Genomic DNA, 7,546 nt, shown 5'->3' on the forward strand with positions numbered 1-7,546 from the left:
TCGCGCGCAGGTGGAGGCGGCACTCGGGATGGCGGGAATCGCCGAACTGCGGGCGAGGGGACTCCAGGAGATCTCCGCCGGGGAGCGCCAGAGGGCCGCCGTCGCCCGCGCGATCGCCCAGGGCGCCCGGGTGATGCTGCTCGACGAGCCCACCGCGTTCCTCGACATCCGGCACCGGGTGGCGTTCTACGAGGTCGTCACGCGCCTTTCGGAGGAGTGCGGGATCGCCGCATTGGTGGCGTCCCACGACCTGTCGCTGTGCGCGGAGTACGGGAGCCGGATCGTCCTCCTGTCGGGCGGGACGGTGGCGGCGCAGGGGAAGCCGGAGGAGGTGCTCACGCCGGAAAACGTGCGGGCCGCGTACGGGATCTCCGTCGCCTGCGACCGGAATCCCGCCACCGGCGCCATCCGCGTCACCCCGCTGCGGGAGAACCCGCGGCGGTAATTTTTTTAATACCAGGGCGGAAGCCGGGGAAGACGGTGAGAGTCCGTCGCTGCCCCCGCATCTGTAAACCGGAACGAAACCCGCGTGTTTGCCACTGTTCCCGCACGGGAACGGGAAGGCGCGGGGAGTAGGCCGCCGGAAGCCAGAAGATCCGGACCGCCCTGCATCAACCCACTCCCTTTCGAGGGGAAGGAGGAGCAATGGCGGGGAATGCACGAAGAGGGATGATCCGGCTGGCCGCGGCGGTCGTCGCCGTCGCCGCAACGGCGGCGGCGCACGCCGGGGAGGCGCTGCGCACCGAGCCGGTGGTCGTGACGGCGACGCGGATCGAGGAGAAGGTCTCGGAGCAGGCGTCGTCCGCGACGGTGGTGACGCGCGACGCGATCCTTCTGACCGAAGGGGGTATGGCCGGCGACGTCCTCCGGGCGGTTCCCGGCGTGGACGTACAGCGCGCCGGGAGCGCGGGAAACCGGGAGAACATCAAGATCCGGGGCGGGCTGGCGACCGGCACGCTGGTGATGATCGACGGATTCCCGGTGAACAGCCCGACGCTGGGCCAGTTCGACATCGGAGCGCTCCCGGCGGCGCGGTTCGACCGGGTGGAGGTCGTGCGCGGCGCCCAGAGCGCGCTGTACGGCTCCAACGCGATGTCCGGCGTGGTGAACTTCCTGCCGCCGGCGCCCGGCGCGGAGCGGAAGTACGGCGCGGGGATCGCCGGAGGGAGCTTCTCCACGCTCCAGTGGAACGGGTTCGCCCGGGGAGGCGGGCCCCCGGGCGCCTTCCACCTGGAAGCCGGGGGGCTGACGAGCCGGGGGATCCACCCCAACGACGACGTCTCCCTCGTCTCGTTCCTCGGGGGCGCCGACGTCCGGCTCGGCGACCGGAACCGGGTCCACGCACTCGTGCTGACCACCGACGCGGACAAGGGGATCCCGATCGACTTCGGAACGCCCCGCGACGCGAATCACCGGTCCGTCCGGCGAGGCTCCCTCGCCGGGGGGCGGTGGGAGGTGCGGTTCTCCCGTTCCCTGTCCGTGACGGCATCGGGAAGCGTCTACAACGAGTTCTCGAAGGAAAAGGACCCGGCCGATCCCGGCGAGGCGTTCCCCTTCGTGTTCGACGACGAGACGAAGACCCGCAAGGTGAATCTCGGCATGGTGGCGAAGGCCGCCTCCGGAGAGCGGTCGACCTCCTTCGCCGGCGTGGAGTTCACGCGGGACCGGGCGACCGACACGCTGCTGTCGAATTTCGGCGACACCCACACGGAAGGAACGACCGTCAACCGTTCCGTTTTCCTGCAGGAGGAATGGCGTCCGGTCAAGGGGACCGGGGTGAGCGCCGGGGTGCGCGTCGACCGGAACTCCGAGGCGGGGACCGAGGTGAACCCCCGGCTGGCCGCGTTCCACGATATCGGCGGGAAGGGGGTACGGGTCCGGGCCGCCGCCGGTCGCGGCTTCCGAACGCCGACGATCTCGGAGAAGACCGACCCGTTCATCGGGAACCGGTCCCTTTCCACCGAAGTGACGCGCAGCTACGAGGCGGGCGCCGACATCGTGGCGGCCGGGGGGGACGCCACCCTGTCCGCGGCGTGGTTCTTCCAGTCGTTCCGCGACCTGATCCAGTTCGACCCGTCGGCGCCGGGCCCCGTGGGGTTCGGGGAGCTCCGGAACGCGGGGAGGGCGTTCTCCCGCGGGGTGGAGGCGACCGCCTTCCGGCGCTTCTGCCGGCCGTTCGCGGCGGAGCTTTCCTACACGTACACGGAGAGCTGGGACGCGTCGAAGCAGCGGCGAATCCTCGGGGTGCCCGCGCAGCGGGCGACGGCGTCCCTTCTCCTTTCCCCGGTTCCGGCCCTGGACGGACGGGTGGACTGGCACGTCGAGAGCGACATGCTGGATGCTCCGCCGAACGGGGGAGACATCCGGAGGGCGGGGTACTCGCGGGTCGACGCCTTCGCGCGGTACCGATGGAAGACGGGGGCGAAGGACGGTCCCGAGGTGGCGTTCACCGGGAAGGTCCGGAACCTCCTGAACCGCGATCACGAGGAGAGGAAGGGGTTTCCCGCGCCGCGCATCCACTTCCTCCTGGGCGCGGAGGTCGCCATCTGACGGCCCGGACGGCGGGCGTCCACCGGCGCCCGCCGCCTTTACACCCCCGGGGAAAAGGGATACCGTATTTTGGTATCAGACCGATTCTCCGGGGGCTCGCAGCGATGGATCGCAGTGTCGTCGAACGGTGCCGCGAGGAGCTGCAGCGGCAACTGGACGAACTGATGGCGGGGGCCGAGCGGACCGTCGTCGACATGACGACCGTCGGCGAGGAGAACTTCCCCGATCCCACCGATCGCGCGCTCCTCGAGTCGAACCGCAACTTCACCCTCCGCCTCCGCGACCGGGACCGGAAGCTGCTGGCCAAGATCAAGGAGGCCATCAAGCGGATCGAGGCCGGCACGTTCGGAACCTGCGACGGGTGCGGGGGAGAGATCGAGGAGAAGCGGCTGATCGCCCGGCCGGTGACCTCCCTCTGCATCGACTGCAAGACCGTCGCGGAGGAAGAAGAGGTCAAGTAGGGCTCCCGGACGGAACCGCCCGAAGGAGGCCCACGGAGGCCGGATGACGGAGCTTCGCAAAGACCCGATCGTGGGCCGCTGGGTCATCATATCGACCGAGCGCGCCAAGCGGCCCCACGAGTTCCCCCAGGAATCCCCCCCGCGCCGCGAGGGGGTCTGCCCCCTCTGCCCCGGCAGCGAACGGATGACCCCCCCGGAGATCCTGGCCTACCGCCAGGGCGGGGCGCCCAACGACCCGAACTGGACGCTTCGCGTCGTCTCCAACAAGTTCCCCGCCCTGCGCATCGAGGGGGATCTCGGGAAGGCGGCCGACGGGATCTACGACCGGATGAACGGGATCGGCGCGCACGAGGTCGTGATCGAGTCGGAGCGGCACGACGTCGACCTGTTCGACCTTCCGGAGAAGCGGTTCGAGGACGTCCTGTGGGCGTTCCGCGACCGACTCCTCGACCTGAAGAAGGACCGCCGGTTCAAGTCGGTCATCATCTTCAAGAACCACGGGGCGGCGGCGGGAGCGTCCCTCGCCCACACCCACTCCCAGCTCATCGCCCTCCCCGTCGTCCCGAAGCGGGTGATGGAGGAGATGAACGGGTGCCGGGAGTATTACCGGTTCCGCGACCGGTGCGTCTTCTGCGACATCATCGTCCAGGAGATGGAGCAGAAGGTGCGGATCGTCGAGGAGACCGGCGAATTCCTGGCGTTCGCGCCGTACGCCCCCCGGTTCCCGTTCGAGACCTGGATCGTGCCGAAGCGCCACCAGTGCGCGTACGAGATGATCGAGTCGGACCAGGCGCGGGCGCTGGCCGCCGTCTTCCGGCGGACGCTGCGGCGGCTCAACCTCGCCCTGGAGAACCCGCCGTTCAATTTCATCGTCCACAGCGCCCCGTTCCAGGAAGGGGCGGTCGATTTCTTCCACTGGCACATCGAGATCATGCCGAAACTGACCAAGGTCGCGGGGTTCGAATGGGGATCCGGCTTCTACATCAACCCGACGCCGCCCGAGGAATCGGCGAAGTACATGCGCGAACTGCCCGAGTGAGGGAGCGCAGGTTGTGAAGGTCCTCGTCGCCTCCTCCGAGATCGTCCCCTTCGCGAAGACGGGAGGATTGGCCGACGTCACCGGCGCGCTCCCCAAGGCGCTCCGCCGGATCGGGATCGAGGCGGACTGCATCCTCCCGTTCTACCGGTGCATCGACCGCGAACGGTTCCCCGTCGACGGTCCGGGGCAGGCGATCCGGGTCCCCGTCGGCCATCGCGAGGAGCAGGGAACGGTCGAGGAGACCGACGCGGGGGACGGGGTCCGCGCGTTCCTCGTCCGGAACGACCGGTACTTCGACCGGGAGTTCCTCTACGGGACCAAGGACGGCGACTACGTCGACAACTGCGAGCGGTTCGCCTTCTTCTGCCGGGGCGTCATGGAGTGGATCCTCCGGAGCGGCCGCCGGTACGACGTCATCCACTGCAACGACTGGCAGACCGCGCTGATCCCGGCGTACGTGAAGACGCTCTACGGCGGCCAGGGGAACTTTTCCGCCACGGGCACGGTGTTCTCCGTCCACAACCTCGGGTACCAGGGCCTCTTCTGGAACCACGACCTGGCGCTGACCGGGCTGGGATGGGACCTCTTCACCCCGCAGGGGCTCGAGTTCTACGGGAAGGTCAACCTGATGAAGGCGGGACTCGTGTTCGCGGACATCCTGTCGACGGTGTCGGCCACCTACAGCCGCGAGATCCAGACGCCGGAGTACGGGTACGGGCTGGAGGGGGTGCTGTACGAGCGCCGGGAGGACCTCTACGGCATCGTGAACGGGATCGACGACGGCGAGTGGCATCCCGCCTCCGACCGCTGGATCGCCGCGAACTACTCCGCGGGCGACCTCTCCGGGAAGGCGGCGTGCCGCCGCGACCTGCTGTCCGAGTTCGGACTGGCGCCGGTGGACGCGCCGGTCGTCGGGATCATCGGCCGGATGACCGCGCAGAAGGGTACGAGCCGTGCGGCCTGAACCAGATCTACAGCCTGAAGTACGGCACCGTGCCGATCGTCCGCGAGACGGGCGGGCTGGCCGACACGGTGGCGGACGACGACCGGAACCCGGGGGAGGGCACCGGGTTCACTTTCCGGCGGTACGAGGCCGAGGAACTGAAGGACGCGGTGTCCCGCGCCCTCGCGGCGTTCGCCGACCGGCCGCGGTGGGAGTCGATCGTGCGCCGCGGGATGGCGCTGGACTTCTCCTGGGACGCGTCGGCGCGGGAGTACGTCAACCTCTACGGGATGGCGCTGCGGAAGCGGGGCCGGAAGGCGTAGCATTCCCGCATGCCGGAGAACAGGGACAAGCGGTTTCCCCTCCTCGCCCGGGTCGTCGAGATCTCCAACTCGAACATCCAGATCGAGAACCGCCTGAAGTACATCTGCGACTTCCTCTCCCGGGAAAGCGGCGCCGACTGCGTCTGCATCTACCGCCGGGAGCCGCGCGGCGAGAATCTCATTCCCTGGGTTTCCTCCAGCATGGGGATCGAGGAGTGCACGATGATGGATTTCGTCGTGCGAACGGGGGAGGGAGCGTCCGGGAAGGCGGCGCAAAAGCGGGCGCCCATCTTCTTTCCCGACGTGAAGACGGACCCGCCGTCCCTGGCGGTTCCCCGGGAGCTTCGGGATTTCACGTCGATCCTGTCGGTCCCCGTGATGGACGACGTCTACCTGTACGGCGTGATGAACTTCTCCACCCTTGCGGCGGCCCGGTACTCCGGGGACGACATGGCGTTCCTGCGCGCGGTGGCCACGGAAGTGGCGGGGACGATCCGGAACAGCCGCCTGTACCTCGACGCCCGGAAGCGCGTCTCCGAGCTCATCACGCTGAACGAGATCGGGCGTGCGATCACCTCGACCTTCGACGTGAAGGACATCCTGGGGTACATCTCCAAGACCACCTCGAGGCTCCTGTCGGCGGACGGCTGCACCGTGCGGCTGGCCGCGGAGGGGCGCGGAGGGTTGCGGGTGATGGCCGACGAGGGGTACGGGAGGGCCGGTTTCCGCCGGGAGCCCCGGTCCCTCGGGAAGCAGGTGGCCCAGCGGATCTACCAGGAGAAGCGCCCCCTGCTGGTCAACGCCCCGGAGGATTCCCCCTATCATCACGGCCTGGCGGGCCACGGCGTCACGTCCTTCCTCGGCCTGCCCATCGTGTCGAAGGGGAGGTCGCTCGGGGTCTTGAGCTACTACTCCTCGTCTCCGCGGCTCCGGTTCGACATGGAGGTGGTGCACCTGATGGAGACGGTGTGCTCCCAGCTGGCGAACATGATCGAGAACGCGACCATGTTCCAGAAGGCCCAGCGGCTGGCGCACGAGAACCAGGTCAAGGTCCAGAGGATCTCCACGCTGTACGACGTCGCCCGCGCGCTGATGTCGACGGTCAAGACGGAGCGGCTGCTCCAGATCATGCTGTACGCCCTGATCTCGCCCGGGGGGCTCAATTTCAGCCGGGCGATCCTGTTCATGGTGTCCGACGACGGAGGATCCCTCGTCGGGCGGATGGCGATGGGCCCCCGGGACAAGCGGGAGGCCCGGAGGATCGAGCGGCTGCCGCGGGAGCTCCTCGGGGAGGGGGCCCCGGGTGCGGCGGGGGAGGTGATCCGGAAGCTGCTCTGGCCGGAGATCGAGGCCTTGCGGATTCCGCTGACCCGTGCGACCTGCCTGATCGCGCGTTCGGTCCTCGAGAAGCGTCCGGTCCGGACCGAGGAGGGGTGCCCCGCGGCGGACGGCGCAATTGCCGCCGCGGCCGACGGCGGATTCTGCGGCAACCATCCCGGCGCGTTCGCGGTCGTCCCCCTCGTGATCAAGGGGGAGGCGCGCGGGGCGGTCTACGTCGACAACATGTTCCAGGAGCGCGGCCTGGTCGACGAGGACATCCAGCTCCTGACGATGTTCGCCTCCAACGCGGCGCTCGCCGTGGAGAACGCCTCCCTCTACGAGTCGCTCGAGGGGGCGCTTCGCGACGTTCGCGCAACGCAGGACCGGCTGCTCCAGAGCGAGAAGCTCATGGCGCTGGGCGAGATGGCCGCCAAGATCGCCCACGAGATCAAGAACCCGCTGACCGTCATCGGCGGGTTCGCCCGGAGGATGGCGAAACCGGAAAGACGCGGGGGAGAGGCGGATTCCGCCGGGCGGTACGCGCTGATCATCCTCAAGGAAGTGCAGCGGCTGGAGCGGATCGTCCACGAGACGCTCTACTTCTCCCGCGAGGCGGTTCCCGCGCTCCGGAGCGTGGACCTGAACAGCGAGATCCGGGAGGTCCTGGCGATGTTCCGGGAGGAGCTCGAGCACGCCCGCGTGACGGCCGTGGTGGACCTGTCCCCGGAGATCCCGGTCATCTCCGTGGACCCGGACCAGATCCGGCAGGTATTATGGAACCTCGTGTCCAACGCCCTCCAGGCGATGGAGAGCACCGGCACCCTCACGATCGCCACGCGCCCCGCCCTCCCGGAGGAAGGGGTGGGCGTCGTGTTCCAGGTGGCCGACACGGGCGGCGGGATCCCCCACG

Annotated in this window: 5 protein-coding genes, 1 pseudogene and 1 riboswitch; all 6 genes and pseudogenes read left to right on the top strand. The window is 68.9% G+C overall.

From position 1 onward, the window contains the following. The coding region (locus HZB86_02005) for an ABC transporter ATP-binding protein (GenBank protein MBI5904320.1) at positions 1-445 on the top strand (445 nt) is incomplete at its 5' end. After that, a riboswitch (cobalamin riboswitch) is annotated at positions 423-621 on the top strand. (Overlaps the previous gene by 23 nt.) Positions 622-645: 24 nt before the next feature. Beyond that, positions 646-2,550 carry a TonB-dependent receptor gene (locus tag HZB86_02010; protein MBI5904321.1) on the top strand — a complete coding sequence of 635 codons (1,905 nt, stop codon included), beginning with the start codon at positions 646-648 and terminating at the stop codon, positions 2,548-2,550. A gap of 104 nt (positions 2,551-2,654) precedes the next feature. Next, the gene (gene dksA / locus HZB86_02015) at positions 2,655-3,011 is read left to right on the top strand and encodes an RNA polymerase-binding protein DksA (GenBank protein MBI5904322.1); all 357 of its coding nucleotides are present in this window, start codon (positions 2,655-2,657) and stop codon (positions 3,009-3,011) included. Positions 3,012-3,054: 43 nt separating this feature from the next. Continuing rightward, positions 3,055-4,050 carry a galactose-1-phosphate uridylyltransferase gene (gene galT, locus HZB86_02020; protein MBI5904323.1) on the top strand — a complete coding sequence of 332 codons (996 nt, stop codon included), beginning with the start codon at positions 3,055-3,057 and terminating at the stop codon, positions 4,048-4,050. A gap of 13 nt (positions 4,051-4,063) precedes the next feature. Then, a pseudogene (locus tag HZB86_02025) lies at positions 4,064-5,316 on the top strand (glycogen synthase). Positions 5,317-5,325: 9 nt separating this feature from the next. Further along, positions 5,326-7,546: GAF domain-containing protein (locus HZB86_02030; GenBank protein MBI5904324.1), on the top strand; the 2,221-nt coding region annotated here is incomplete at its 3' end.

It is taken from the genome of Deltaproteobacteria bacterium (assembly GCA_016234845.1).
Classification (GTDB): Bacteria; Desulfobacterota; Deferrimicrobia; order Deferrimicrobiales; family Deferrimicrobiaceae; genus JACRNP01.